19 protein-coding genes are annotated in these 25,216 nt (G+C 73.2%); 12 read left to right on the plus strand and 7 right to left on the minus strand.

Features of this window, described 5'->3' with window-relative positions; all coding sequences use genetic code 11:
* Positions 1-78: 78 nt before the first annotated feature.
* On the minus strand, positions 79-291 hold the full coding sequence (locus AB0L45_RS37805; protein ID WP_365848311.1) for a hypothetical protein: 213 nt from the start codon (positions 289-291) through the stop codon (positions 79-81).
* A gap of 250 nt (positions 292-541) precedes the next feature.
* Between AB0L45_RS37805 and AB0L45_RS37810 the strand changes: the two genes are divergently transcribed.
* The 6 genes from AB0L45_RS37810 (at position 542) to AB0L45_RS37835 (ending at position 6,770) form a co-directional block, all read left to right on the plus strand.
* Positions 542-1,816, plus strand: a complete 1,275-nt coding sequence (locus tag AB0L45_RS37810; RefSeq protein ID WP_365848312.1) for a bifunctional adenosylcobinamide kinase/adenosylcobinamide-phosphate guanylyltransferase — start codon at positions 542-544, stop codon at positions 1,814-1,816.
* Positions 1,817-1,879: 63 nt separating this feature from the next.
* Positions 1,880-2,734, plus strand: a complete 855-nt coding sequence (locus tag AB0L45_RS37815; RefSeq protein WP_365848313.1) for a class I SAM-dependent methyltransferase — start codon at positions 1,880-1,882, stop codon at positions 2,732-2,734.
* A 10-nt stretch (positions 2,735-2,744) separates the two neighbouring features.
* The gene (gene cobT / locus AB0L45_RS37820) at positions 2,745-3,791 is read left to right on the plus strand and encodes a nicotinate-nucleotide--dimethylbenzimidazole phosphoribosyltransferase (RefSeq protein WP_365848314.1); all 1,047 of its coding nucleotides are present in this window, start codon (positions 2,745-2,747) and stop codon (positions 3,789-3,791) included.
* A 92-nt stretch (positions 3,792-3,883) separates the two neighbouring features.
* A complete protein-coding gene (locus AB0L45_RS37825; protein WP_365848315.1) occupies positions 3,884-5,653 on the plus strand; it encodes a phosphatidylglycerol lysyltransferase domain-containing protein in 1,770 nt (589 codons plus the stop codon).
* Entirely contained in the window at positions 5,650-6,348 is a 699-nt protein-coding gene (locus AB0L45_RS37830) for a hypothetical protein (RefSeq protein ID WP_365848316.1), read from the plus strand. The genes AB0L45_RS37825 and AB0L45_RS37830 overlap by 4 nt, the downstream gene beginning before the upstream one ends.
* A gap of 146 nt (positions 6,349-6,494) precedes the next feature.
* Positions 6,495-6,770, plus strand: coding sequence for a hypothetical protein (locus AB0L45_RS37835; protein WP_365848317.1), 276 nt, complete (start codon positions 6,495-6,497; stop codon positions 6,768-6,770).
* A gap of 41 nt (positions 6,771-6,811) precedes the next feature.
* Here AB0L45_RS37835 and AB0L45_RS37840 read toward each other — a convergent pair whose 3' ends face one another.
* A complete protein-coding gene (locus AB0L45_RS37840; RefSeq protein ID WP_365848318.1) occupies positions 6,812-7,549 on the minus strand; it encodes a hypothetical protein in 738 nt (245 codons plus the stop codon).
* Between the two features lie 78 nt (positions 7,550-7,627).
* On the opposite strand from AB0L45_RS37840, the gene AB0L45_RS37845 reads away from it, so the two are divergent.
* Positions 7,628-8,440, plus strand: coding sequence for an adenosylcobinamide-GDP ribazoletransferase (locus AB0L45_RS37845; protein WP_365848319.1), 813 nt, complete (start codon positions 7,628-7,630; stop codon positions 8,438-8,440).
* 66 nt (positions 8,441-8,506) lie between these two features.
* Here AB0L45_RS37845 and AB0L45_RS37850 read toward each other — a convergent pair whose 3' ends face one another.
* The 5 genes from AB0L45_RS37850 to AB0L45_RS37870 all read right to left on the minus strand — a co-directional run bounded on the left by AB0L45_RS37850 (position 8,507) and on the right by AB0L45_RS37870 (position 15,911).
* On the minus strand, positions 8,507-9,385 hold the full coding sequence (locus tag AB0L45_RS37850) for an endo alpha-1,4 polygalactosaminidase (RefSeq protein WP_365848320.1): 879 nt from the start codon (positions 9,383-9,385) through the stop codon (positions 8,507-8,509).
* A complete protein-coding gene (locus AB0L45_RS37855; protein ID WP_365848321.1) occupies positions 9,382-10,077 on the minus strand; it encodes a spherulation-specific family 4 protein in 696 nt (231 codons plus the stop codon). Before AB0L45_RS37855 ends, AB0L45_RS37850 begins: the two co-directional genes overlap by 4 nt.
* 143 nt (positions 10,078-10,220) lie before the next feature.
* Positions 10,221-11,687: a hypothetical protein gene (locus tag AB0L45_RS37860; protein ID WP_365848322.1), complete on the minus strand. Its 1,467-nt coding sequence runs from the start codon at positions 11,685-11,687 to the stop codon at positions 10,221-10,223.
* Complete coding sequence (pelF, locus tag AB0L45_RS37865; protein ID WP_365848343.1) at positions 11,684-13,183, minus strand: GT4 family glycosyltransferase PelF; 1,500 nt, start codon at positions 13,181-13,183, stop codon at positions 11,684-11,686. The genes AB0L45_RS37860 and pelF overlap by 4 nt, the downstream gene beginning before the upstream one ends.
* Before the next feature lie 637 nt (positions 13,184-13,820).
* The gene (locus AB0L45_RS37870) at positions 13,821-15,911 is read right to left on the minus strand and encodes a hypothetical protein (RefSeq protein WP_365848323.1); all 2,091 of its coding nucleotides are present in this window, start codon (positions 15,909-15,911) and stop codon (positions 13,821-13,823) included.
* 365 nt (positions 15,912-16,276) lie between these two features.
* On the opposite strand from AB0L45_RS37870, the gene AB0L45_RS37875 reads away from it, so the two are divergent.
* The 5 genes from AB0L45_RS37875 (at position 16,277) to aceE (ending at position 25,088) form a co-directional block, all read left to right on the plus strand.
* A complete protein-coding gene (locus AB0L45_RS37875; RefSeq protein WP_365848324.1) occupies positions 16,277-17,821 on the plus strand; it encodes a leucyl aminopeptidase in 1,545 nt (514 codons plus the stop codon).
* 348 nt (positions 17,822-18,169) lie between these two features.
* On the plus strand, positions 18,170-19,558 hold the full coding sequence (lpdA, locus tag AB0L45_RS37880) for a dihydrolipoyl dehydrogenase (RefSeq protein WP_365848325.1): 1,389 nt from the start codon (positions 18,170-18,172) through the stop codon (positions 19,556-19,558).
* Positions 19,559-19,612: 54 nt separating this feature from the next.
* Entirely contained in the window at positions 19,613-21,400 is a 1,788-nt protein-coding gene (sucB, locus tag AB0L45_RS37885; RefSeq protein WP_365848326.1) for a 2-oxoglutarate dehydrogenase, E2 component, dihydrolipoamide succinyltransferase, read from the plus strand.
* A gap of 177 nt (positions 21,401-21,577) precedes the next feature.
* Positions 21,578-22,201: a GntR family transcriptional regulator gene (locus AB0L45_RS37890; RefSeq protein ID WP_365848327.1), complete on the plus strand. Its 624-nt coding sequence runs from the start codon at positions 21,578-21,580 to the stop codon at positions 22,199-22,201.
* A gap of 217 nt (positions 22,202-22,418) precedes the next feature.
* Entirely contained in the window at positions 22,419-25,088 is a 2,670-nt protein-coding gene (gene aceE, locus AB0L45_RS37895; RefSeq protein WP_365848328.1) for a pyruvate dehydrogenase (acetyl-transferring), homodimeric type, read from the plus strand.
* Positions 25,089-25,216 lie beyond the last annotated feature (128 nt).

Genomic DNA, 25,216 nt, shown 5'->3' on the forward strand with positions numbered 1-25,216 from the left:
CGCCGCACGCCGGGCCCGCACCGCACGCGGGGCGCCCGCCGGGCCGGAGCGCGGCCCGGTCCGGCGGGCGCGCGCCGCTCAGCCCGCGTCGGCGTGCAGGCTCATCGGCGCCGCGTACACCTCGGCACCGTCCTCGAACAGCCGGACCTGGTCCACGCCCCCGTCGAGCAGGTCCTTCCACACCTCGCCGATCCAGGACTCCGCGTCCCCCTGGGTCGTGAAGTCCTCCGGCTGCACCGCGGGCTCCATCTCCGTACCGTCGGCCTTCTCGAACCGCCACATCCACGCCATGTCCGCCTCCTGAGGTCCCACCGAGTGCCTGCTGGTCCGCGTACCGCGGCGCGCCGCGGTGCCGCCCTGCTGTCCCCCGTACGAGCGCCGTACGACCGGCGTATTCCCCGCCACGGCGCGGCGTACGTCCCGCGAGCGCGGGGCATACGTCCGGCGGTACGTCCTGCGTACGTGCTGTTCCGCAGCCTAACGGCCGTGTCGAGACGGGCCCCCGCGCGCCCGGTCGGCGCGGGCGGGAGAAAATCGGCGGGTGGAACTGACTCTCCTCGGCACCGGAGCCCCCCGCGGGCTGCCGCGTCCCGGCTGCCCCTGCGCCGCCTGTGCCTGCGCCGTCGGCGACGAGGCGCGGGCGGCCACCGCGCTGCTCGTCGACGGGGCGCTGCTCCTGGACCTGACGCCGGGTCCGGCCTTCGCGGCCGCCCGCGCCGGACACTCGCTCACCGCCGTGCGGCAGGTGCTGCTCTCGCACCCGCACGACGGGCCGGCCATGGAGGTGCCCGCCGGGCTGCCGCAGCCGGGGCGGGTCGCGGACGGCCGGGAGCTGGCGCTGCTGGACGGGCACCGGGTGCGGGCCGTCGCGGTGGACGTGCCGGGCACCGGTTACGAGGTCGGCGGCGCCGAGGGCGAGCGGCTGCTGTACCTGCCGCCGGGTGCCGCGCCGGCCGGGCCGGCCGAGAGCGAGGGGCACGGCCGCGGTGTCCGCCCGTACGACATGGTCCTGCTGGACGTGCTGGGGCGGCCGGACGCGCTGGCGCGGCTGCGCGCGAGCGGCGCCGTGGACGCGGCGACCGACGTGCTGGGCGTCCACCTGGACCACACCGTGCCGCCCGGCCCCGAGCTGCACCGCCGGCTGGCGGCGGCGGGCGCGCGTACCGTGCCGGACGGCACGTCGCTGCTGGTCGGCGAGTACCACGCGGTGCCCGACCTGCCGCGCCGCACGCTGGTGCTGGGCGGCGCGCGCAGCGGCAAGTCGGCGGAGGCCGAGCGGCGGCTGGCCGCCTTCCCCGACGTGCTGTACGTCGCGACCGGCGGCACCCGGGACGGGGACACCGAGTGGGCCGCGCGGGTCTCGGCCCACCGCGAGCGCCGCCCGGCGTCCTGGCGTACGGCGGAGACCTGCGACCTGCTGCCGCTCCTCGAAGGCGGCGCCCGGCCCGAGGAGCGGCCGGACGGCCCCGCCGTGGTCGCCGCGGCCGCCCCGGACGACTCGCCGCTGCTGATCGACTGCCTCGCCCTGTGGCTGACACACGCCATGGACGAGGTCGGCGCGTGGGACGACGAGAAGTGGGCGGCGGGCGGTGAGCGGGAGCTGCGCGCGCGGGTGGACGAGCTGGTCGCGGCGGTGCGCGGCACCCGGCGGCCGGTGGTGGCGGTGAGCAACGAGGTCGGTTCGGGGGTGGTGCCGGCGACCGCGTCCGGCCGCCGGTTCCGCGACGAACTGGGCCGGCTGAACGCGATGTTCGGTGCCGAGTGCGAACACGTCCTGCTGGTCGTCGCCGGGCAGGCGCTTGCGCTGCGCGGATGACACGGGGCGGGGCGCGCCCGTGTCCGCTTGCCCGGGCCCGCGGCGCCGGGTGGTCTTGAGTCCGTGACCGATACGGATGGCCCGGCGGCCGGCGCGGACGTGCCACCAGCCGCCCTGCCCGCCTTTCCCGCCCGTTCCTTCCGCTTCTCCCCCTCCCCCCGCTCCGACGCCGCCGCCCGCTCCGACGCCGCCGCCCGCTTCGACGCCGCCGCCCGCGCGTACGTACGGCAGCACCCGTACGCCACCGTCGTCGCGCTCGGCGAGGCGCTGGACAGCGCCGCCTTCCGGCGCCTGGACAACGGGCGGCTGCACTGGCTGACCGTGCAGCCGCCGGAGGCCGCCGCGGTCCGCCGGATGCTGCTGCCGGACGGGCCCCGGCGGCGCACGGTCGCCTGCCCGGTGACCGGCCCCGGCTGGCTGGACGCGGTGCGGGCGCCGGAGCGCGGGGTGGTGGTGACCGCGCGCGGGCTGCTGATGTTCCTCCGGCCGCCCGAGGTGCGGGCGCTCCTCGCGGCGTGCGCGGAGCGCTTCCCCGGCGGCGCGCTGGTCTTCGACGCGGTGCCCCGCTGGTGTACGGGCCGGGACGGGCCGCGTACGGACGTGCGTACCCCCCTGCGCTGGGGCGTGAACGCCGCCGACCGGCCGAGGATCGCGAGCGCGCACCCGAACATCGTCACCGTCCGCGAGGTGCCGCCGCCCGGCCGCGGGCCGCTCGCCGGGCGCCTGGCGCGCTGGCGCGCGTCCGTACCACTGCTGCACACCCCCGCCCGCACGGTCACCGAGATCCGCTTCGGCTCCCGCCCGGGCATCCCGGACCCCGGCTCCGGCTCCCGCCCGGCCCCTGCGCCCGCTCCGGCCACCGGCCGCGGCGGCGCCCCGGCCGACCCGGAGCGGGCCGCCGGGCACCGTTCCCGGTAATCTGCGCCGAATGAGCGCCCTGAACCTCGATGACTTCGCCCACCTGATCGAGCGCCCGGACGGCGGTGCGCGCCGCGATGCCGAGGAGCGCCGGCAGCGGCTGGCGGTGCCGCCCGGGGCCCTGGGCCGGCTGGACGAGCTGGGCGAGTGGCTGGCCGCCGCGCAGCAGCAGGTGCCGGTACGGCCGGTCGAGCGGCCGCGCGTGGTGCTGTTCGCGGGTGATCACGGGGTGGCGTCGCTGGACGTCTCGGGCCGTCCGGCCGGTACGACGCGCAAGCTCGTCCAGGACGTGCTGGACGGGTCCAGTCCGGCGGCGGTCCTGGCGCGCCGGGCCGGGGTGCCGGTGCGGGTCGTCGACATAGCGGTGGACTGCGATCCCGCGGAGCTGCCGGAGGACGTCACCCGGCACCGGGTACGGCGCGGTTCGGGCCGGATCGACATCGAGGACGCGCTGACGGCCGAGGAGGCCGAGCGGGCCTTTCGGGCGGGTATGGCGGTCGCCGACGAGGAGGCGGACGCCGGTACGGACCTCATCGCGCTCGGCGACCTGAGTGTGGGCGGCACCACCGCCGCGAGCGCCCTGACCGCCGCGCTGTGCGGCACCGACGCGTCGGTGGTCACCGGGCGCGGCGGCGCGGGCATCGACGACCTGGCCTGGATGCGCAAGTGCGCGGCGATCCGCGACGCGCTGCGCCGGGCCCGGCCGGTCCTCGGCGACCAGCTGGAGCTGCTGGCCACGGCCGGCGGCGCCGACCTGGCCGCGATCACCGGGTTCCTGCTGCAGAGCGCGGTCCGGCGCACCCCGGTGATCCTGGACGGGGTGGTCTCGGCGGCCTGCGCGCTGGTGGCGCAGCGGGTGGCGTTCCGGGCGCCGGACTGGTGGCTGGCCGGGCAGGTCAGCGGCGAGCCGGCGCAGTCCAAGGCACTGGACCGGATCGCGCTCAACCCTTTGCTCGATCACGGCGTCACTGCTGGTGAGGGGACGGGATCGCTGCTCGCCATGCCACTGGTGCAGGCGGCCGCGGCCCTGGCGGCAGACCTGCCCGTACGCGACTGAGCGGCGCCGGCCGGCGACGGCCCGCGCCGCTGTGAAGTGGCCGGATTCCAGCGGATCCGGGCATCGACGACGCCCCCATATGATCAAGTTTCATGGGAGAAGTCCGTTTGAGCCCGGATGAGGACCGCACCCGCGGTCGGTGGTCACGACGCGGCGCCGCGTACGCCGTCTGGTATCTGCGCGCCGTCACCTTCATCAATGTCCTCAGCGCCGTGTGGGTGTCGTTCGGCCAGGACATCCGCCGGCACAACGTCGACGAGTTCTTCACCCCGTACCTGCTCACCGCGGGGTTCGCGTCCGGCGTCTTCTCGCTGTTCTTCGCCGTCACCATGCGCCACCGCAAACGCGCCGCCTGGATACTGAACCTGGTGCTGTCCGGGCTCTTCCTGGCGCTGTTCGCGCTCGCGATGGTGGTGGCGCCGGAGTTCCGGCAGCACGGGCAGAACTGGTTCTCCTTCGCCGTGACACTGCTGTTCGTCGTCTCGCTGCTCGTCGGCCGCACCGAGTTCTACGCCAAGGGCGACCGCTCCAACCCCAAGCTGGCCGCGGCCGTCGCGCTCGGCGGCCTGCTGGTGACCTCGCTGCTCGCGGCGTTGCTGGTCACCCTCGCCAACACCGCGCACGACAGCCACCACGCCTCCTTCCTGGACCGCTGGCGCTACGGCGTCATGCGGCTGGTCTCCATCGCCGCCGACGAGGACCGCTTCCCCGGCATCGCCACGCCGAACTGGGTCAACGTCGTCATCAACGTCATGAGCACGGTCCTGCTGCTGCTCGTGCTGTGGGCCGCCTTCCGCTCCGTACGCAGCACCGACCCGATCACCGCCGAGGACGAGGAGCGGCTGCGCGGGCTGCTGGCCCGCCAGGGCGACCGGGACTCGCTGGGCTACTTCGCGCTGCGCCGCGACAAGAGCGTCATCTGGTCCCCCACCGGCAAGGCCGCCGTCACCTACCGCGTGGTCGGCGGGGTCTCGCTCGCCTCCGCCGACCCGATCGGCGACCCGGAGGCCTGGCCCGGCGCCATCGACCGGTGGCTCGCCGAGGCCCGCTCGCACGGCTGGACGCCCGCCGTGATGGGCGCGAGCGAGGAGGGCGGCACGATCTACGCCCGGCACGGCCTGGACGCGCTGGAGCTGGGTGACGAGGCGATCGTGGACACGGAGGAGTTCACGCTGGAGGGGCGCGCGATGCGCACCGTCCGCCAGGCGTACAACCGCGTCAAGCGCGCCGGTTACACCGTCCGCATCCGCCGCCACGAGGACATCCCCGAGGCCGAGATGGACCGGCTGCTGAAGCTGGCCGACGACTGGCGCGACGGCGAGACCGAGCGCGGCTTCTCGATGGCGCTGGGCCGCCTCGGCGACCCCGGCGACGGGCGCTGCGTGATGCTCGAATGCACCGACGCGGACGGGGAGCTGCGCGCGCTGCTCAGCTTCGTACCGTGGGGCCGGAAGGGCCTGTCCCTCGACCTGATGCGCCGCGACCGCGACTCCGACAACGGACTGGTGGAGTTCATGGTGCTGGAGATGGTCCAGCGCGCGAAAGAGGTGGAGATCACCCAGGTCTCGCTGAACTTCGCGATGTTCCGCTCCGTCTTCGAACGCGGCGCGCGGCTCGGCGCGGGCCCGGTGCTGCGCCTGTGGCGTTCGCTGCTCAGCTTCTTCTCCCGGTGGTGGCAGATCGAATCGCTCTATCGCGCCAACGCGAAATACCGGCCCGTCTGGGAGCCCCGGTACATGCTCTTCGAGAAGAGCACCGACCTGCTGCGCATCGGCATCGCGAGCGCCCGCGCCGAGGGGTTCCTGGAGGCGCCCGGCCTGCCGAAGTGGCTCAACCGCAGACACCTGGAGACCAAGCGATGAGCGAGCCGGTCCTGCGCCGCGCCGTGCGTGCCGAGTGGGGCCTGCTGTTCCGGACCGTACGGTCCGGGCTCCGCACGAAAAAGCTGTCGGCGGTCCCCCTGACGATCGCCGCCGTCGCGCTCACCTCCCTCTTCCAGTTCGTCCAGAACCAGTCCTGGGGCTACCAGTTCGTCCAGAACATCGGCTCCGTGCAGGCCGACGAGCACCTGTGGCTCGCGCTGCTGCGGACACCGCTGTCGCTGTTCGTGCCCGCGCTGGACCTGCCGGTGTGGGGCGCGCTGGCGCAGCTCCTGCTCGTCTTCGGCATCTGCGAGATCTGTCTGGGCCGGGCCCGGACCCTGGCCATCGCGTACGCGGCCACGCTCGCCGGGACGATGTACGCGCGGATCGGTATCTGGCTCGGCCCCGACCATCCCGTCGGCCTCCCGCCGACCGACGCGTTCGTGCACGACACCGGCCCCTCGGCGGCCGTGGTCGGCCTGGGGATCTTCGTGTGCTGGGTCTACCGGGCGTGGTTCACCTGTGCGCTGGTGGTGCTGGCGATGGTCTACGAGGTGGTGTTCATCAAGAACAACCTGGCGGGCCGGGAGCACATCGCCGCGGTCGTCGCGGTCCTGGCACTGTGCGGGGTGTGGGAGGTGCTGCACCGGCGCCGCAAGCCGCGGGGCGAACAGCGGGCCAGAGCCGCTGCGTAGCTGTCGGCCGGTCGCCGGCCACTGGTCGCCGGTCACCGGAATGGCGGCCGTCAGGAGGGCAGCCGGGCCTCCGCGGTGCGTTGATGGGCGAGGGGACTGCCGTCCCCTGCGTCACGTACTCGGGGAACCTCCCGAAAGGAACCGCGATGCCCAAGCGTCTCGCTGCCGCCCTCAGCTGTCTCACCCTCGCCCTCGGCGGCGCCGTGGCCATGGCCCCGGCCGCCCAGGCCACGCCACAGGCTTGCTACTACTACGTGCTGGAGCAGCATCCCGGCGCGGACGAAGAGGTGACCGAACGGGCCTGCCGCATCGGAGGCAAGGGCGGCACGGAGAACTTCCACGCCTGCTACGCCGAACTGCGGCGGGACTACGTCCCCGCGGTGGTGGCCGGCGAGGCCTGCCGGCGCGCGCCCCGGCGGTAGCGGTACCCGGCGGGCCCGCCGGCCCGGGCCCGCCGGCCCGCTCAATGGGTCGGCGTCCCGCCGATCACATGGTTCACCCGGCGGCGCAGCCCGCTCCAGCGCCGGTCGTGCCGGAAGGCGCGGACCTTCGCCTTGGCGCGGGCCTTGGGGCGCCGCCGGTAGAACCGTTTCGCCCACGGCGAGTTGGGCCGGGCCAGCCGGACCGCCCCGAACAGCGCGACGAACGGCACGAACACCCCGATCACCGCCATCCGGCCCTTGCCCTTGAAGAGCGCCACCAGCGCGAACAGGAAGTTGATCCCCACGGTCCGCACCACCCGGAAGCGGTTGTGGAACTCTTCGGGCCCCAGCTCGTTCACCCCGAACGGCAGCGCGCCGCCCAGGATCAGCGCCACCAGCGCGGCCGTGACGATCACGATCTCCACGCTCTTGGTGCCCTGCTCGCTCCAGTACACGTCGTCCAGGTGCAGGATCAGCGCGAACTCGTCCAGCACCAGCCCGACACCCATCCCGAACAGCACCGCCGCTATTCCCGACCCGTACCCGTGCCGCCCACCGGCCAGCGCGGTGAACCCGCCGACCACCATCAGCACCACACCCGGCACGACGTGGTGGATGTGCAGGCCGCCCGGCGAGATGTTGCGGAAGGGCCCCTTCCCGGCGCGGATCAGCCGGGTGATCACCCGGGTCACGACGAAGGTCAGCACGAAGGAGACCAGCGCGAGGAGCAGCGGGAACTTTCCCGGCTCGATGATGTTGCGGAACCACCAGTGACCCATGCCACGTACTCCCCATTTGTCGGGTATAGGGGCAATTTAGCGCCGTACGGACCGGGACAGCCGGGTTAGCCTGCCGCGATGAACGACGCCGCCGCCCCGTCCGGCCCCTCGCCTTCCCCCACCCTCGGGGACGCCATGCGCTTCGCCTTCGGCACACTGACCGTGCTGCCCGTACGGCTCCGCCGCTGGGACCGGCCGGCAGCGCGCGGCGGGATGCTGTGCGCACCGGTCGCCGGGCTCGTGATCGGCCTGGCCTCGGCCGCCCTGGGCACCGCTCTCCTCCTCCTCGACAGCGGCCCCCTCCTCGCCGCCGTCGCCACCACCGCCGTCCCCGCCGCCCTCACCCGCGGCCTCCACCTGGACGGCCTCGCCGACACCGCCGACGGCCTGGGCAGCGGCAAGCCCGCCGAGGACGCGCTGCGCATCATGAAGCAGTCCGACATCGGCCCGTTCGGCGTGATCACCCTGCTCTTCACCCTGCTCGCCCAGGTGGCAGCCTTCGCCCACCTCTACGAACGCGGCTGGGCCCACGGCGCGGCAGCCGCCGTCGTCGCAGCCGTCACCGCCCGCTGCGCCCTCACCCTCACCGCCCGCCCCGGCATCCCCCCGGCCCGCCCCGACGGCCTGGGCGCCGCCGTGGCCGGCACCGTCCCCCTCCCCGCGGCAGCCGCCACGGCCGCCGCCGTCATCGCCCTCGCCACCGCCCTCGGCACCCACACCGGCCTGCCGGGCGCCCTCCACAGCGCCTTGGCCGCCCTCCTTGCCCTCGCCACCGGCGAAGCGACCCTACGCCGCTGCCGCTACCGCTTCGGCGGCATCACCGGCGACGTCTTCGGCGCCGTCGCGGAGACGACGGGGCTGGTGGCGGTGGTGGTGCTGGCGGTGGGGTGAGCGGGGCAGAGCAGAGCCCCCGTCGCCACCCATCAGGCTCCGGGGGCCGGCGTCAGGCAGCCGCCCTCAGCAGGACTTCCGCCAAGCGTCCAGGTGGAGTCGCTTCTGGAGGGAGCTGAGGTGGAGTTGCTGTGTCGTGGGGCAGAACTTGTCGGCCTGGAGTTCGTATTCGACGTGGAAGACGGGCTTGTCCGCCTTGATGAAGGGGGTCATCTTGGTGCACTCGTCGTACTGGGCGCACTGTTCGTTGACGGCGAAGTCGAAGTCGTCGACGAGCTGGGGGATCTGGTCGAGGTCGTTCTTGAGGCCGACGGACAGGCCTCGGTCGTGGGCCAGCTTGGCGATCATGCGGTTGAAGGCGAGCTGGTCCCCGGCGGTCAGGTCGAAGCCGGTGTCGTTCTTGTAGCCGTCGACGTTGTCCGGCTCGACCGCGTCGAAGCCCTTGTCACGGCACATGTCGAAGCGCTCGGCCATCAGGGGCCGCAGTACGTCCAGGCGGCGGATGTCGAGCCACTTCTCGCCTTCCCAGCCGTTCTCCTCGCCGATGACGTCCTTGGGGAACCGGCGTGCGTCCGGGCGGAAGTCCTCGTAGGCGCCGACGCTGATGTAGCAGATGACCTTGCGGCCGCGCTGGTGGAGGTCGGCGACCGTGGACGCCTTTTCGCGGAAGCCGTCGATGTCGTAGACGGGGGCGTCCACGGAGAGGTCGAGCTTTCCGGTGAGCTGCCACTGCCAGTCGACGCCCGGCTTCGGGTGCCAGATGGGGCGCGGCTTGCCGCTGGGGGTGCCGGGGCTGCTGGGGCTGCCGGTGCCGGGGCTCGCGCTGGGGCTCGGCTTGTCGTGCGGGCCGGACGGCTTCTGTGAGCAGGCGGTGGTGACGAGCAGGAGCGCGCCGAGGAGGAGCAGGAGTCTCTTGCGGTGGTGCGGGGGGTGCGGGGCGTTCATCGGGGGGTCTCCAAGTAGGGCGGAAGTGCGTCCCAGGGGTGCGGCGCGGTGCCGGGGACGGCGCAGTGCACGGCGGCCCCACGCCGGCGGACCAGCTCGGCGGCAGCCTGCGCGCACGTCTCGGGGAGGCCGTGGATGAGGTGGCAGAACCGTTCGGGCGGGTGGTGGGCGGTCCACGGCGGGATCTCGGCGGTCTCGTACGCGGCCCAGCTGTTCTCGAAGGTGACCAGAAGGTCCGCGAAGTCGAGGTAGCGGGGGTGCGGGTGGACGCCGTGGTTGAGGACGACGGTGGCGGCCCCGGCGGCGCGCGCGGCGACCGTCAGGCGGCTGTAGTGCATGAGGAGTTCGGGTTCGGACGCGGCCTGGTCGAAGAAGGCGCCGTCGGTCCCGTACCAGTCGCGGTGCCGCAACAGGTCCTGCACGACGGCCGCGTGCGGGCGACGGCCGTAAGCGGTGTCGGCGTACCCCAGGAGCCGTACGCCCGCGGCCCGCAGCCGGCCGGCGACCTCGGCGAAGTGCGGATCGGGGGCGGTGCCCGGGCCGTTGGCCGGGTTGAGCACCACGCCGTACAGGTCAGGTGCCGCCGCGACCAACCGCCGCCAGGCGTCGGGGCGTTCGGCCGGGTGCTCGTAGAGCGGTACCAGCAACTGGCGGGAGGGCGGACGGGGCTGCCCCGAGGACGGCCGGGTCATGGTTCGGGGGCTCCTGTCGGAAATGGGACGAGATGCTGAGGATACGAGGGTGGGTGACGGTACGCGGACCCGGCGTCGGATACCGGCCAATACCGGCCAAGGGGAGGGAGGGAGAGGCCTCGGCCCCGAAGCCGCCACCGGCCTCAGCGGTGCGCCGTGACTCGCCCCAGCAGCACCGACCCCACGGCGGCCAGGACGAGTGCGGCGGCGCCGCAGACCGTCAGCTGGGCGACGGCCGGGGACAGCGGACCGCTCGCCAGCATCGCGGTCTGGACGGCCGCGGCCAGGCCGCACACCGCCGCCGCGACCGGCACCGCCCCGAACGCCTGGAGGAGCAGCGCGGTCCACAGCACGACGCCCAGGCACAGCAGCCCCAGGCCGTGCGCCCAGTCCATCGGCGGCCCCTGCCGCCACAGCAGGCTGCCGACGCCGCCGAGCAGGGCGAGTACGGCGAGGTAGCAGGCCAGGCACCGGGCCAGCGCGCCCGAGGTGGCGCGCCGGAACCCAGCGGGGGTGGTGCTGGTGCGCAGCCCGGCGAGGGCCCGGCTGCGGTAGCGGTACAGCAGCCATTCGGCCGGGCCCATGCTGAGTGTGAGGGCCACCGCGGCGGGTGCCGCGACCTCGGCGTGGGCCCCGTACCGCAGGACGTCGCCGAGCGCCGTGAGCAGCACCAGCACGCCGATGGCCAGGCCGAAGATCCCGTACGGCACGGAGGCCACGGCGCGCGGCGCGGGCCCGTCCTGCCGGGGCTCGCGGCGGCAGTGCAGGACGGTGACGGCGGCCAGCGCGACGGCCGCGGCGAGCGACAGGACGAGCAGGGCGGCCCGTACGGCGTCCGGCGGTACGTACACCGCCATCAGTACGGCGCCGAGCGCGACCGGGGCCAGCGCGCACAGCAGCCACCGTTCCCGCCCGAAGACGAGGAGGGTGGTGGCCGCGCCCAGGTAGGCCGCCTGGCCCGCGGCGAAGGCCACCGCACCGGGCGCGTCCGCGTCGGCCACGCCCACGGTCCAGGCGACCGCCGCGCCGGCCAGCGCGCCGAGCGGCGCGCCGACGGCGAGGGCCCGGGCGGCGGCCCGCCGTTCGCCGAGGCCGAGCCAGGAGTAGGCGCGGTGGGCCAGGGCCTGGTTCCAGACCCAGCCGGCCAGGGCGCCGGCGAGCAGCGGCATCGTGCCCGCGGGCAGTCCGCGGGCGTCCGGCGGGCCGGACAGCAGGTGCGAGCCGACGACGTAGGCGAGTCCGGGCAGGGCGAAGACCAGGGCGCGCAGCAGGCAGCCGAGCAGGCTGACCCGCCAGGGGTCGGTGAGCGCGCGGTCCGGTTCGGGGTAGCGGCGCGGCACCCGCTCGTACAGCTCCTCGGCGAGGGCGAAGGAGTTCTCGCGCCCGTAGGTGAGCTTGATCTGGTCGTCGCTCATGCCGTCGGACTCGATGATGGCGGCGATCTCGTCGGGGTGGACGGCGGCGGCGATCAGGTCGCCCATGCGCGCGGCGAGTTCGTCGACCGGGTCGGGTGCGGCCCAGTGCGGGCGCCGGGGCCGCGGTACGTCCGGCAGGTCGTCCGTGCGCTCCGTGCCCCCTTCCCCCGGTACCAGCCACAGGGATCCGCTCACCAGCCGGCCCCGTCGGCGGCGAGCGGGGTGTTCCACGGCCCGCGCAGCTGGAGGGTCCACTCGTCCTGCGGCTGCTCGGCGGTCTGCGGGCCGGCGCCGTCGAGTTCGCGGTAGATGGTGCGGAAGCCGTCGACCGAGCGGCGCAGGGTGAACTGGTCGATGACCCGCTGCCGGGCCCGGCTGCCGAGTTCGGCGCGCTTCTCCCAGCCGCCCTTGAGCAGTTCGAGGGTGGCCTCGGCCATCGCTTCCGGTTCGCGGGGCGGGACGACGAGCCCGGTGTCACCGACCGCCTCGCGCACCCCGCCGACGTCGGTCGAGACGGTCGAACGGCCGCACGACATGGCCTCTATGAGGCTGAACGGGAAGCCTTCGGAGATGCTGGAGAGCATCACGATGCTGCCGGCGGCGTAGGCGCGGGCCACGTCGTCGATGCGTCCCTCCCAGCTGAGCCCGTCGGTCACGCCGAGCGAGGCGGCCAGCTTCTCGCAGCGGGTCCGGTACGCCTCGCCGCCGGCCGGTACGCCGCCGAACAGCCGCAGCCGCAGGTCGGGGACCTCGGCGCGGCACAGCGCGTAGGCCCGGATGAGGGTCTCCAGGTCCTTGATCGGGTCGATCCGCCCGGCCCAGCTCAGCGTCGGCTCGTCCGGCTCCTGTTCGGCGTGCGGGAAGAGCTGGACGTCGACGCCGTTGTAGACGGTGCGGATCTTCTCGGGCGGGGTGCCGCCGCGCTCCTCCCAGCGCTTGTTGTACTTGTTGCACGGTGTGACGAGGTCGGCGGCCCGGTAGCTCTCGACCGTGAGCTGCCGGTAGAAGCCGAGCATCAGCGCCTTGACGGGCCAGCGCTGGGCGTCGCGGCGGTAGCCGAGGTAGCGCTCGCGCAGGTAGATGCCGTGCTCGGTGAGCAGGAACGGTACGCCGTCGAACTTCTTGGCGGCGAGCGCGGGCAGGCAGGCCAGCCCGTTGCTGACCGCGTGCGCGACGCTGTCCTCCGGGATGCGTACGGACAGCGGGCGCAGTGCGTGTTCCAGCAGGTCGGTGGCGGTCAGCGCGTCGTGCACGGTGGGCTCGGCAGCGCGCGTGGCGACGTGCGGCAGGGTCCAGATCCACATCAGGGAGCGCAGCGCGGACTCGGTGCGCAGCGCGGCGCTCAGCCGTCCCTCGCGGGCGAGCGCGGCCAGCGCGTACAGCTCGGTGCCGAAGTCGGTGCAGGACTGCGGGTCCAGCATGGACAGCAGGAAGCGCTCGTAGGTGTCGACGAAGCGGCGCCGTTCGCGTCCCCGCAGGAGCCCGGCGGTGCGGCGGCCCGGCGGCGGGCCCCACATGGGCACCGAGGAGCGCGCGTAGACGTTGTCGGGCAGGTCCCAGGTCACCGGCTCACGGCCGCTGCCGGTGAGCGCGACGACGTTGAAGCGGACCTCGGGCATCCCGCGTACGAGCTGGTCGCACCAGGTGGAGACACCGCCGTGGACGTGCGGGTAGGTGCCCTCGGTGAGCATGGTGACGTGCCGGCCGGGCTGCGGCCCGCCGGCGGGCCGCGGACTTCGGCTGCCGACCTCGTACAGGGTTGCGTTCATGGCGAATCCCCCCGGGATGAGTGCTGGGTGATGCGGTACGGAAGGCGCGGGCGCGGGTGCTGCGGGCACCGTGCGGGCGCGTCGCGCGGGCGCGGCCGGCGGCCGTGCCGGCCTGGTGCGGCGTGCGCGGACGGAACTGCGGGGACGTGCGGGGACGGGTGGTGCTGCGGGGACGTGCGCGGGGGCGGGGTGCGGTGCGCCGGCGCCGGTGCGGGCACAGCCGCGGGACACCGGTGCGGACGCGTCCGTACCTGCGCGTCCGTCCGGGTGTCCGGGTGCGGGTGCGCCGTGGCGCACCGGTGCGTCGGTGCGGGCGCGGTGGTTCCGTACGGGTACATCGGTGCGGGATCTGTGGTGCGAGGAGCGGGCGTGCGACGGGCTGTGCGGCGGTGCACAGCTGCGGCGGGACGGGCGGGGCCGCCGCGCGCCGTCGGGTGCGGTGGCGGGCAGGGGTCGGTGCGGTACAGCGGCTGCGGTGGCGGCGGGACGGGGCGGACGCCGGCCGCCCGGTCCCGGCGCGCCCGGCCGGGTGCGCGGGCCGGGCGGTGCCGGGAACGCGTCAGGCCGTCGTCGGGAGCTTGAGCGTGATGGCCGCTCCGGGCGACTGCGCTGTGGCCCACTCCGATACCCGTCCGGCATACCTCTCGCCGAATTCCACGGTCCCGTCGGCACGTTGCGTTCTGGTTCCGTCGGGCATCGTAGCCGCAGCGGCCACCCCGGCCGGCGACGTGACGGTGACAGTGTCGCCAATTCTGTACGCCGTCACCGAGCCCGCGTCCAGGGCCCGCTGCCAGGCCGCACGCTGCTGCATCTCGCGTCCGATGTCGCGGTGGCGCTGGTTGACGACCGGGGTGCTGTCCTCGAAGAAGCCGCGATAGTCGGCCAGAACTTTGTCCAGAACCGGGTAGGCGATCCGGTCCTCGGCGAGGTTGGACTGGTGGAGGTAGTGCGGCCGCGGATCGTTGGCCAGAGCATGCCCGAGGGCGGTCCGCGCCTCCTGCGGGACGATGTACGAGGCGTAGCCCGTGGAGGTGGGCAGCGGCGCGGGCAGACAGGTCGAGTGGGGGTCGGTCTCGCAGATCCCGCTGCCGCCGTCGGCCTTGCTGGTGTAGATCCAGTTGTACTCGTCGACCTCTTCGGCCGCCTTGCCCACGTTGTAGTACACGTTCATCGGGTAGCGCGGCACGGTCAGCGCCGTACCGACCGGGCGCTGCGCGGACTCCCGTGAGTTGTCGCTCGCCAGCCACGTGACGCCGGTGGCGGCCAGCGCGGGCGCCAGGTCGGGGTTGTCCTGCGGCTGCTGCGGCAGCGTCTTGAGGCCGGAGTGCTCGCCGGTGACCAGCTCCGCGGGGTCCACGTCCAGGCCCTTGGCCACGCCCCAGGCGTGGTTCTTCCCGATCTCCGCGGTGATCTCGCTGCCGCTGGTCCACCGGGTGCGGCCGAACAGGTCCTTGGCGCAGCGCCAGGGCACGACCGAGGTGTCCTGGACGCAGCCGAGGAACGGGTGGGTCCAGGTGTGGTTGACCCAGCGGTACTCGGCCTTGTCGGCGAGCAGCCGGTCGGCCATGGCGTCCACCCCGCCGTGCTCCGCCTTCCACTCCTCGCCGGAACCCGCGTTGTAGACCATGTCGAGCCGGTAGCCGCTGGCGCGCTGCCACTGGGCGGCGTACGCGGCGTCCGCCGCGGTCATCCGGATCTGCTGCGTCTCCGGCACGCCCGGCGGGCAGTCGAAGTCCCCGGGGGTGCAGTTGTTCCCGACGTCCCAGCGGGCGTCCGGGGCGAAGATGTCGTCGACCTGGACGGAGAAGTAGTTGCGGCTCCGACCCAGGTGGACGCCTTGCGTCAGCCAGTCCACGATGCCGCGCGCGAGCAGCCGGAACTGCTGCTGGAAACGGTTCTGCGCGAAGGTGACGACCAGTTCGCGGCGGCCGTCGCGGGCGTACTCGCCGATCAGCGAGCCGCGCGCGGAGCCGCCCGGCACCGCCGCGTCCAGGTACGAGGTGAACGTGGCACCGGCGGGCGGGTCGGCCAGCGGCTGCGCGATGTAGCCGTAGCTCTCGGAGGCCTGCGGGTCGGCGTCCTCGAAGGGAACCGCGCCCTTGAGGTAGCCGAAGGGGCCCGCCTTGCCCGCGGCGGTGGTACGGGTGGCGAAGCCGTCCAGGACCCCGGCGTAGCCGCCGTCGTCGGGGGTGCGCAGGCCGACGTCGGGCCGCGCGTAGGTGTACGCGTCCACCTGGGGGATCTTGTACGTGGTCTCGTACGCCTTCAGAGCCGCCAGCTCGGCGGAGGCGGCGCTGCCGAAGGGGTTGTCGTTCGGCAGGACGACGCCCTGGAACCTGGCACGCGGCCGGCCGTCCACGGTGTCGCCGAGGAACGCCGCGTCGATCACCGGGCGGCCGGGGCTCGTCAGGTCGACGGTGGTGTACGGGACGCCCTGGCTGCGCAGTTCGGCGGTGATCGCGTCGGTGGACTCGCCCCCGTCGCTCACGACCAGGACCCGCAGGTCGATACGCGGCGCGAGGTCCGCCGCCGGAGGCGGCGCGGCCTGCGCGGCGGGGGCACTCACCACCAGCGGCAGCGCCGTGACGCATGCGGCGGCGAGTGCGGTCACCACCCTGGCCGGCCTGACCGGCGTGCCCTTGCTCCCCATGGACGCAGTCCCTTCCCCCCGGAAGTCCCCCTGCTTCCGGAAGCGGTACCGGGCAGGCTCGTGCACATCATGCGAAGGTTCGCGGCCGTCCATCCCCCAGTCGTCACTACTGTGACGCACGTCTCATTCGGCGCAGACGTATGGACACAGGCCCCCGGCGTACGGGTCGACCCACCCCCACCCGGAACCGGTAACTCCCCCGAGCCCAGGCGCCGTTGGGGCCCGTGAGGCAGGTGGTGAAGATGTGACAGGGCAGGCCGATCCGGCAGCAACCGGTCACGAGCGGCGCACCCGAGCGTAGGCTCGGCCGCAGCAGCGCCCTCGGCGCGAAACGGACACCCGGACGGAACAGGATTCTCATCACCGTGACTGCACTGACCCTCAGCACATCCTCCGCCGCGACGTTGCGTGCGGACACCGTTGTCGTCGGCGTGGCCAAGGGCGCCAAGGGCGTCGTACTGGCCCCCGGCGCCGAAGCCGTGGACAAGGCGTTCGACGGCAAGCTCGCCGGCGTACTGGAGACCCTCGGCGCCAGCGGTGCCGAGGGCGAGGTCACCAAGCTGCCGGCCACCGGCCTGAAGTCGGCGGTCGTGCTGGCGGTCGGCCTGGGCGACGCCCCGGCCGGGGACGAGGAGTACGACCCCGAGGTGCTGCGCCGCGCCGCCGGCTCCGCGGCCCGCGCCCTGTCGGGCACCAAGAAGGCCGGTTTCGCGCTGCCCGCCTCGGAGCCCGGTCACGCGGCGGCGGTCGCCGAGGGCGCGCTGCTCGGCGCGTACGCCTTCACCGCGTACCGCAGCAACGGCGACGCGAAGACCGCGCGCGGCGCCAAGAAGGCCGAGGGCAACACCAAGGCCCCGCTGGCCGAGATCGCGATCCTCGGCGGCAAGCCGCGCGACAAGGCCTTCAAGGCCGCCGCCGAGCGCGCCGAGACGCTGGCCGCCGAGGTCAACCGCGCCCGCGACCTGATCAACACCCCCTCCAACGACCTCACCCCGAAGTCCTTCGCCGCGCAGGCCCAGGCCGCCGCGAAGGAGTTCGGCCTCAAGGCCGAGGTGCTGGACGAGAAGGCCCTGACCAAGGGCGGCTACGGCGGCCTGATGGGCGTCGGCCAGGGCTCGGCCAACCCGCCGCGCCTGGTGCGGATCGCCCACACCCACCCGAAGGCCGAAAAGACCCTGGCGCTGGTCGGCAAGGGCATCACCTACGACTCGGGCGGCATCTCCCTGAAGCCGGCCGGCTACAACGAGACCATGAAGTGCGACATGAGCGGCGCCGCCGCGGTGTTCGCCGCGGTCGTGGCCGCCGCCCGGCTGGGCCTGCGGGTCAACGTCACCGGCTGGCTGGCGCTCGCCGAGAACATGCCGTCGGGCAACGCGATGCGCCCCGGCGACGTGCTGACCATGTACAGCGGCAAGACCGTCGAGGTGCTGAACACCGACGCCGAGGGCCGCCTGGTGCTGGCCGACGCGCTGACCCGCGCCTCGGAGGAGCAGCCCGACGCGATCGTGGACGTCGCGACGCTGACCGGCGCGATGGTGCTGGCGCTGGGCAACCGCACCTTCGGGATCATGGCCAACGACGACGCCTTCCGGGCAAGCCTGCACGAGATCGCGGAGGAGGCCGGCGAGCCGTCCTGGCCGATGCCGATGCCGTCCGAGCTGCGCCGGACCATGGACTCCCCGGTCGCCGACCTGAAGAACATCGGCGAGCGGGCCGGCGGCGGCCTGCTGGCCGGCGTCTTCCTCCAGGAGTTCGTGGGCGAGGGCATCACCTGGGCGCACCTGGACATCGCCGGCCCGGCCTTCCACGAGAGCGCCCCGTACGGCTACACCCCCAAGGGTGGTACGGGCTCCGCGGTCCGCACCCTGGTGCGGCTGGCCGAGCGCACCGCGGACGGCGACCTCGGCTGACCCTGTCGCGGTTGCTCCACTTTTGTCGGTACGGCTCCGGGCCCCGCGTCCGGGGCCGTACGCGCGTGTTCCGGCCCCGGTGCTCCGGGGCCGTACGCGCGTGTTCGCCCTCGACGAAATCCGTACACCCGTACGCCTGAGTAACCGCACGCGCAACCCCCAGGAACGGCCATCGTGCCGTCCCACAGCCCGGCCCGCCGTCCCGGTCGCGTTCAACAAGTGCGAAGATGGGTTCTTGGCAGGACAGGGCCCCCCTTACCCAGGGCCGATCCAAGAAGCGGCCGATCAACAGCCGCCGCCCGGTCACCGACGACCGGCTCCGGCGTACCCATGCATGGAGGACGTGACGTGGCGAACGACGCCAGCACCGTTTTCGACCTAGTGATCCTCGGAGGCGGTAGCGGCGGTTACGCCGCTGCCCTGCGCGGGGCGCAGCTGGGCCTGGACGTCGCCCTGATCGAGAAGAACAAGCTCGGCGGCACCTGCCTGCACAACGGCTGCATCCCCACCAAGGCCCTGCTGCACGCCGGCGAGATCGCGGACCAGGCCCGCGAAGCCGCGCAGTTCGGTGTCAAGGCCACCTTCGACGGCATCGACATCGAGGGCGTCCACAAGTACAAGGACGAGGTCATCTCGGGCCTGTACAAGGGGCTGCAGGGCCTGGTCGCCTCCCGCAAGGTGACCTACATCGAGGGTGAGGGCCGGCTGTCCTCCCCCACCTCCGTCGACGTGAACGGGCAGCGCGTCCAGGGCCGCCACGTCCTGCTGGCGACCGGCTCCGTGCCGAAGTCCCTGCCGGGCCTGAACATCGACGGCGACCGCATCATCTCCTCGGACCACGCGCTGAAGCTGGACCGCGTGCCGAAGTCGGCGATCGTGCTGGGCGGCGGCGTCATCGGCGTCGAGTTCGCCTCGGCGTGGAAGTCCTTCGGCACCGACGTGACCATCGTCGAGGGCCTCAAGCACCTCGTCCCGGTCGAGGACGAGAACAGCTCCAAGCTGCTGGAGCGGGCCTTCCGCAAGCGCGGCATCAAGTTCAACCTGGGCACCTTCTTCGACAAGGCCGAGTACACCCAGGACGGCGTCAAGGTCACGCTGGCCGACGGCAAGACCTTCGAGGCCGAGGTGCTGCTGGTCGCCATCGGCCGCGGCCCGGTCTCCCAGGGCCTGGGCTACGAGGAGGCCGGGGTCGCCATGGACCGCGGCTACGTCCTGGTCGACGAGTACATGCAGACCAACGTGCCGACGATCTCGGCCGTCGGTGACCTCGTCCCGACCCTCCAGCTCGCGCACGTCGGCTTCGCCGAGGGCATCCTGGTGGCGGAGCGGCTGGCCGGCCTGAAGACCGTGCCGATCGACTACGACGGCGTGCCGCGCGTGACGTACTGCCACCCCGAGGTCGCTTCGGTGGGGATCACCGAGGCGAAGGCCAAGGAGCTGTACGGTGCCGACAAGGTCGTCGCCCTGAAGTACAACCTCGCGGGCAACGGCAAGAGCAAGATCCTCAAGACCGCGGGCGAGATCAAGCTCGTCCAGGTCAAGGACGGTGCCGTGGTCGGCGTCCACATGGTCGGTGACCGTATGGGCGAGCAGGTCGGCGAGGCCCAGCTGGTCTACAACTGGGAGGCCCTGCCGGCCGAGGTTGCGCAGCTCATCCACGCGCACCCGACGCAGAACGAGGCGCTCGGCGAGGCCCACCTGGCCCTGGCCGGCAAGCCTCTGCACTCCCACGACTGATCCCGGTCCGGGCGCGACCACATCCGCACTTTTCTGTAAGGAGCAAGAGAAACCATGGCGGTTTCCGTAACCCTTCCGGCGCTCGGCGAGAGCGTCACCGAGGGCACCGTCACCCGCTGGCTGAAGGCCGAGGGTGAGCGCGTAGAGGCCGACGAGCCCCTGCTGGAGGTGTCGACCGACAAGGTCGACACCGAGATCCCCGCCCCCGCCGCCGGCGTGCTGGCCTCCATCAAGGTGGCCGAGGACGAGACCGTCGAGGTCGGCGCCGAGCTGGCCATCATCGACGACGGCAGCGGCGCGCCCGCGGCCGAGTCCGCCCCGGCCCAGGCCGAGGCGCCCGCCGAGGCCCCGGCCGCCCAGCCCGAGCCCGCGGCGGCTCCGGCCCAGGAGGCCCCCGCCCAGGAAGCCCCCCAGCAGGAGGCCCCCGCGGCCCCGGCCGGCGGCGCCCAGGGCACGGACGTCGTCCTCCCCGCGCTCGGCGAGAGCGTGACCGAGGGCACCGTCACCCGCTGGCTCAAGGAGGTCGGCGAGGAGGTGGCCGAGGACGAGCCGCTGCTCGAGGTCTCCACCGACAAGGTCGACACCGAGATCCCCGCCCCCACCGCCGGCACTCTGCTGGAGATCCTGGTGGGCGAGGACGAGACCGCCGAGGTCGGCGCCAAGCTCGCCGTCATCGGCCAGAAGGGCGCTGCCCCGGCCCAGGCCGAGGCCCCCGCCGCCCCGGCTCCGGCCCCCGCCCAGGAGGCCCCGAAGCAGGAGGCTCCCCAGCAGGAGGCCCCCGCTCCGGCTCCGCAGGCCCCCTCGGCTCCGGCTCCGCAGGCCGTGACCACCCCCGCCCCGGACCCGGCCCCCGCCGCTCCGGCCCCCGCGCCGGCTCCGGCCGCCGCCCCCGTCACCCCGGCTCCGGCCGCGGGTGAGGCGGACGCCGCGTACGTCACTCCCCTGGTCCGCAAGCTGGCCCAGGAGAACGGCGTGGACCTGGGCTCGGTCAAGGGCACCGGTGTCGGTGGCCGGATCCGCAAGCAGGACGTCATCGCCGCCGCCGAGGCCGCCAAGCAGGCCGCTCCGGCCGCTGCCGCCGCTGCCAAGTCGACGGGTCCGGCCATCGAGGCGTCGCCGCTGCGTGGCCAGACCGTCAAGATGCCGCGGATGCGCAAGGTCATCGGCGACAACATGATGAAGGCCCTGCACGGCCAGGCGCAGCTGACCTCCGTGGTCGAGGTGGACATCACCAAGATCATGCGGATGCGCAACAAGGCCAAGGACGCCTTCGCGCAGCGTGAGGGCGTCAAGCTCTCCCCGATGCCGTTCTTCGTCAAGGCCGCTGTCCAGGCGCTGAAGGCCCACCCGGTCGTCAACGCCCGGATCAACGAGGACGAGGGCACGATCACCTACTTCGACACCGAGAACGTCGGTATCGCGGTGGACGCGGAGAAGGGCCTGATGACCCCGGTCATCAAGGGTGCGGGCGACCTGAACATCGCCGGCATCGCCCGCAAGACCGCGGAGCTGGCCGGCAAGGTCCGCACCAACAAGATCAGCCCGGACGACATGTCGGGCGCGACCTTCACGATCAGCAACACCGGCTCGCGCGGTGCGCTGTTCGACACGGTCATCGTGCCGCCGAACCAGGTCGGCATCCTGGGCATCGGTGCCACCGTCAAGCGCCCGGTGGTCGTCGACCACCCGGAGCTGGGCGAGACCATCGCCGTGCGCCACATGACCTACCTGGCGCTCTCCTACGACCACCGCCTGGTGGACGGTGCCGACGCGGCCCGTTACCTGACGACGGTCAAGCAGATCCTGGAGGCCGGCGAGTTCGAGACCGAGATCGGTCTCTGAGCACGGTAGCCACCGCGCAGGTGTGCAGGGTCGGCCCCGGTTCGTACAAGTTCGTACGAGCCGGGGCCGACCCGTTTTCGTTGCACGGATAATGGCCGTCCTGCGGTGGTCTCCCGTACCGCCTCATGGTGCGGGTTCCCGGCCGCCCGTCTGCCGCACGCTCTGAAGGAGCACGTCATGACCCCGCCCGTCGTCCATTCGCTCCGCGAGCAGATCCGCGAGCACATCCTCGAAGGGATCGTCAGCGGCCGCTGGCAGCCCGGCGAGCGGATCGTGGAACGGCGGATCGCGGTCGAGCTGGAGGTCAGCCAGACGCCCGTACGGGAGGCGCTGCGCGAGCTGGAGTCGCTCCAGCTGATCGAATCGGCTCCGAACAAGGGCGTACGGGTACGGAATCTGACCGCCGACGACCTCAAGGAGAGCTACCCGGTCCGGGCGGGCCTGGAGCAGGTGGCCGCGGAGCTGGCCGCCGGGCGGCTGGCCGAGGACACCGCGGCGCTGGACCGGGAGGTGGCGGCGCTGTGCGAGGCGGACCGGCACGGCGACGGGGAGGCGCAGGTGCGGCACACGGTGGCCTTCCACCGGGAGATCGTGCGGGCCGCCCGTAACGCCGTCCTGCTGCACACCTGGGAGTCGCTGGGCGTCGAGGTGTGGACCACGCTGTCGATCCGCTGGTTCAGCCCGGAGCCGCGCTCGCACGCGCGGGACCACCAGGAGATCGTGGACGCGTTCCGGCGGCGCGATCCGAGGATCGGCGAGCTGCTGAAGACGCATGTGCTCAGCTGCGCGCCCAGGGTCTGACGCGCAGGTCAGGCCCCCTCCCCCCTTCGATTCGGAGCCGCAGGCGACCTGGCACCCCGTGCCCAAAAGGCTGGCACCCCGTGCCGACCTGCGGTTTTTCCTTCAACTTGCGTTGATCGATCATCGATCAGAGGCGTATCGTCATCGGTGGGGCGCGACACCCCTGCCTGCCAAGCACTCATCGCACCTCCCTCCTCCGTCCGGAAAGGGGCCACCCATGCCCGATCCCGTACGCATGCCGTACAGCCAGCTCGACCAGGTCCCGGACCGCGACCCGGAGGAGACGGCCGAGTGGCGCGAGTCCCTGGACGCCGTCACGAAGGCGGCCGGCCCGCACCGCGCCGCCTACCTGATGCGCCGTGCCGTGGAGCACACCGGTGCCCCCGGTCTCGCGCCGCTCGAAACCGACTACGTCAACACCATCCCGACCGCCGCCGAGCCCGAGTTCCCGGGTGACGAGGCGATGGAGGCCCGGATCACGGCCTGGAACCGCTGGAACGCGGCCGCCATGGTCACCCGCGGCTCCCGCCTCGGCCTCGGCGGCCACATCGCCACCTTCGCCTCGGCGGCCTGGCTCTACGAGACCGGCTTCCAGCACTTCTTCCGCGGCAAGGAAGACCCCTCCTCGGGGGGCAGCGGCGACCAGCTCTACATCCAGGGCCACGCCTCCCCCGGCATCTACGCCCGCGCCTTCCTCGAAGGCCGCCTCACCGAGGACCAGCTCGACCGCTTCCGCCAGGAGGCGGCCGGTGACGGCCTGCCCTCGTACCCGCACCCGCGGCGCCTGCCCTGGCTGTGGGAGTTCCCCACCGTCTCCATGGGCCTGGGCCCGCTCTCCGCGATCTACCAGGCGCGCTTCAACCGCTACCTGGAGCACCGCGGCATCAAGGACACCTCGAACTCCCACGTGTGGGCGTTCCTCGGTGACGGCGAGATGGACGAGCCCGAGTCGACCGCCGCCCTGGCGCTGGCCGGCCGCGAGGGCCTGGACAACCTGACCTTCGTCATCAACTGCAACCTCCAGCGCCTGGACGGCCCGGTCCGCCCCAACTACAAGATCGTGCAGGAGCTGGAGGCCCAGTTCCGCGCCGCGGGCTGGAACGTCATCAAGTCCCTGTGGGGCCGGGCCTGGGACGAGGTCTTCGCCCTGGACACCGACGGGGCCCTGCTGCGCCGTCTGCGCGAGACCCCGGACGCGCAGTTCCAGACGTACGCCACCCGCGACGCCGCCTACCTGCGCGAGCACTTCTTCGGCTCGGACCCGTCGCTGGGCCGTATCGCCCAGGGCCTGTCCGACGCCAAGCTGCTGGAGCTGTTCCAGACCTCCCGCGCCGGCCACGAGCCGCGCAAGGTCTACGCCGCGTACAAGGCCGCCGTCGAGCACAAGGGCGCGCCCACCGTCATCCTGGCGCAGACCGTCAAGGGCTACACCCTCGGCGAGGGCTTCGAGTCCCGTAACGCCAACCACCAGATGAAGAAGCTCACCGGCGAGCAGTTCCGCGCCATGCGCGACCTCCTGGAGCTGCCCATCCCGGACAGCGCCCTGGACGCGGACGTGGTGCCCTACGCCCGCCCGGACGAGAACTCCCCGGAGATGGAGTACCTGCGTCAGCGGCGCGCCGCCCTCGGCGGTCCGGCCCCGGCCCGCAAGGTCGTCGCCAAGCCGCTGCCGATGCCCGCCGACAAGGCGTTCGACGCCCTGAAGAAGGGCTCGGGCTCGCAGGAGATCGCCACCACCATGGCGTTCGTCCGCCTGGTCAAGGACCTGATGCGGGACAAGGAGACCGGCAAGCGCTGGGTGCCGGTCGTGCCCGACGAGGCCCGTACCTTCGGCATGGAGTCGCTGTTCCCGTCCGCCGGGCTCTACTCCCCCGTCGGCCAGACCTACGACCCGGTCGACCGCGACCAGCTCCTGTACTACAAGGAAGCCAAGGACGGCCAGATCCTCAACGAGGGCATCACGGAGGCCGGTTCGCTGGCCGACTTCACCGCGGCGGCGACCTCGTACGCCACCCACGGCGAGCCGATGATCCCGTTCTACATCTTCTACTCGATGTTCGGCTGGCAGCGCACCGCCGACCAGTTCTGGGCGCTCGCCGACCAGCTGGGCCGCGGCTTCGTCATCGGCGCCACGGCCGGCCGTACGACGATGACCGGCGAGGGCCTCCAGCACGCGGACGGCCACTCGCACCTGATCGCCTCCACCAACCCGGCGGCGCTCTCCTACGACCCGGCGTTCGCGTACGAGGTCGCGGTGATCGTCAAGGAGGGCCTGCGCCGGATGTACGGCCCGGACGCCGAGGACGTCTTCTACTACCTGACGGTCTACAACGAGACCAAGGTGCAGCCCGCCATGCCGGAGGGCGTCGAGGAAGGCATCCTCAAGGGCCTCTACCGCTTCAAGGAGGCCGGGCCCGCCGCCGCCGACGCGCCGCGCCTCCAGCTGCTGGCCTCCGGCACCGCCATCCACTGGATCCTGGAGGCCCAGGAGATCCTGGCCCGCGACTGGGGCGTGGCGGCCGACATCTGGTCCGCGCCGTCCTGGACGGAGCTGCGCCGCGACGCGCTGGAGTGCGACGCCGCGCGCCTGGAGGGCGAGGACCGTGTCCCGTACGTGACCCGTGCGCTGGCCGGTGCCCCCGGTCCGGTCGTCGCGGTCAGCGACTGGATGCGGGCCGTGCCCGACCAGATCGCCCCGTGGGTCGAGCAGGACTGGACCTCCGTCGGCACCGACGGCTTCGGCCTCTCCGACACCCGCGAGGCGGCCCGCCGCCACTTCGGCGTCGACGCCCAGTCGGTCGTCGTGCAGGCGCTGGCCGCGCTGGCCCGCCGCGGCGACGTGAAGGCGGAGACGGTCAAGGAGGCCAAGGAGCGGTACGGGCTGTAAGGCCCTTGAGGCGCGGCGGGCGGTCCGTCCGCCGCGTCCGCCCCCCGCGCCGGCTCCGGCCGGCGCCCCCCGCTCCCGTGCGGAGACCACCACACCGCGCCCGGGGTCTCCGCACGGGATCTTCCTCG

This window comes from Streptomyces sp. NPDC052496 (assembly GCF_040679095.1).
GTDB lineage: Bacteria > Actinomycetota > Actinomycetes > Streptomycetales > Streptomycetaceae > Streptomyces.